This window comes from Streptomyces sp. (genome assembly GCF_031181555.1).
GTDB lineage: Bacteria > Actinomycetota > Actinomycetes > Streptomycetales > Streptomycetaceae > Streptomyces > Streptomyces fimbriatus.
In genome coordinates this window covers 5,154-7,660 of sequence record NZ_JAPSKQ010000234.1, presented here as the reverse complement: position 1 = coordinate 7,660, position 2,507 = coordinate 5,154, and the positions used below count along the sequence as shown (strand labels likewise).

2 protein-coding genes and 1 tRNA gene are annotated in these 2,507 nt (G+C 71.9%); 2 read left to right on the top strand and 1 reads right to left on the bottom strand.

The genetic code is table 11. From position 1 onward, the window contains the following. Position 1: 1 nt before the first annotated feature. A tRNA-Ala gene (locus RIM90_RS29235) sits at positions 2 to 74 on the bottom strand. 182 nt (positions 75 to 256) lie between these two features. Here RIM90_RS29235 and RIM90_RS29230 point away from each other — a divergent pair. Continuing rightward, the gene (locus RIM90_RS29230; RefSeq protein ID WP_309063758.1) at positions 257 to 805 is read left to right on the top strand and encodes a DNA-binding protein; all 549 of its coding nucleotides are present in this window, start codon (positions 257 to 259) and stop codon (positions 803 to 805) included. Positions 806 to 934: 129 nt separating this feature from the next. Next, positions 935 to 2,507, top strand: a 1,573-nt coding sequence (locus tag RIM90_RS29225) for a protein kinase (protein ID WP_309063757.1), incomplete at its 3' end; no start/stop codon positions are given.

Genomic DNA, 2,507 nt, shown 5'->3' with positions numbered 1-2,507 from the left:
GTGGAGCCTAGGGGAGTCGAACCCCTGACATCTGCCATGCAAAGACAGCGCTCTACCAACTGAGCTAAGGCCCCGTAAGGGAAGCGTCCACCAGGGGGAAACACATCCCGGTGGGCGCAGGTGACCAGAGTACCGGGTCACCCCGGGGATTCCGCAAAAAGATTGGGGGTCCCCGTGACCAACCACTCTCCGTAAGATGCTCGGCGTGGTTCGCTACAGCGAACCACGGTTCATGGGGAAGCGATGGGGAGACGCAATGGACGCCGCACAGCAGGAAGCCACCGCAAGAGCGCGGGAACTGCAGCGGAACTGGTACGGGGAGCCGCTGGGGGCGCTCTTCCGTAGGCTCATAGACGACCTCGGCCTCAACCAGGCTCGTCTCGCGGGGGTGCTGGGTCTGTCCGCACCGATGCTGTCGCAGCTGATGAGCGGCCAGCGGGCGAAGATCGGGAATCCCGCGGTGGTCCAGCGGGTGCAGCTGCTGCAGGACCTGGCGGGGCAGGTCGCGGACGGCAGCGTCAGCGCGGCCGAGGCGACCGAGCGCATGGAGGAGATCAAGAAGTCGCAGGGGGGCTCGGTACTCAGCAACACCACCCAGACGACGAGCAGTTCGGGCGCGCCCACGGTCAAGCGGGTGGTCCGCGAGATCCAGTCCCTGCTGCGTTCGGTGGCGGCCGCCGGCGACATCATCGAGGCCGCCGACACCCTCGCCCGCACCCACCCCGAGCTGGCGGAGTTCCTCCGCGTCTACGGTGCCGGCCGCACCTCCGACGCGGTCGCGCACTACCAGTCCCACCAGAACTGATCCCCCGCCCGGCGGCCGAAGGGGGTTCGGCCGCCGGGACGTGCGCGCGAGGCAGGGGAGTCGTATCGCTCGTCGAGGGGGAGACGAGGGGGCAGGGGGACACCGCAGGGGGAGGAGCGACGCACAGCCATGGGTGAGGTCTTCGCCGGCCGGTACGAACTGGTCGACCCGATCGGACGTGGGGGCGTCGGCGCCGTCTGGCGCGCCTGGGACCATCGCCGCCGCCGTTATGTGGCCGCCAAGGTGCTGCTGCAGAGCGACGCCCACTCCCTGCTCCGCTTCGTGCGTGAGCAGGCCCTGCGGATCGATCACCCCCACGTACTCGCTCCCACCAGCTGGGCCGCCGACGACGACAAGGTCCTGTTCACCATGGACCTGGTCGCCGGCGGTTCGCTGGTCCACCTGGTCGGCGACTACGGCCCCCTGCCGCCGGCCTTCGTCTGCACCCTGCTCGACCAACTGCTGTCCGGCCTCGCCGCGGTGCACGCGGAGGACGTCGTGCACCGCGACATCAAGCCCGCCAACGTGCTCCTCGAGGCCACCGGTACGGGCAGGCCGCGGTTGCGGCTGTCCGACTTCGGTATCGCGATGCGGCTGGGCGAGCCCCGGCTGACCGAGACCAACCTGGTGGTGGGCACGCCCGGTTATCTGGCGCCGGAGCAGATGATGGGATCCGAACCGGACTTCCCCGCCGACCTGTTCTCCGTGGGCCTGGTCGCGCTGTATCTGCTGGAGGGCGCCAAACCGGACGCCAAGGCGCTCATCCAGTACTTCGCCGACCATGGGACGCCAGACGCTCCCCAGGGAATCCCCGAACCGCTGTGGCAGGTCGTGGCCACGCTGCTGCAGCCGGACCCGCAGGCTCGGTTCCGCACGGCCACGGGGGCGCGCAAGGCGCTCGCCGCGGCCGCGGAGCTCCTGCCGGAGCCCGGCCCCGACGACGAGCTGATCGAGATCTTCGACCAACTCGGTCCACTCCCACCGGGGTTCGCCGCACACGGTCCGCTGAAGAGGGCTTCGGGCGTGGTGCCGGGACTCGCTGGGGAAGGCGGCTCCTCCAGCGGACCCGGGCCCCGAGTCGACGCGGCAGCCACCCCCGGTGATCTGACCGGTTCCGGACCCACTGGGTCGGCCACGGCAGCGGGAACCGGGACCGGAACCGGCTCGGTGCCGCCCGGCCCGGGCGGGGACGGGGGCACGGGTACGGGCAGGGACGGCAGTGCCGCGCCCACCGATCCGCGCCGGAGCACCGCCCCCGCGACACCCCCGACCGCTTCCTCCGCGACGCCGCCCGGCTCCCCGGCGGCACCGTCCGTCCCTCCTCAGCTGCCCGGCAACATGTCGGACACCGGAAGCTTCCACCTCCCCCCGCCCCGGGCCACGGTCACCCCCTCCCCCGTGCCCGCTCCGCCGTCCCCCTCGCACGGTCCTCAGGCGCAGGAACAGGCCCAGCACAGCGCTCAGCGCGGCGCACCGCACCAGTCGGCCCACACCGCCGGCCACGTCTCCCCCCACGACCCCACTCACCCACTGCGCTCCCCTCTGGCGCAACCGACCGCGTACCCCGGCTCGGCCCCGCTCCGGCGCGCCGACGCCTCTACTGCTGAATACACCGCCCAGGGCCCGCAGGTTCCACCCGCGGGCGAGGGAATGCCGCAGCCGCGGCACGGAGCCGCCCACCGACCCCACCGTCGGCCCGGCC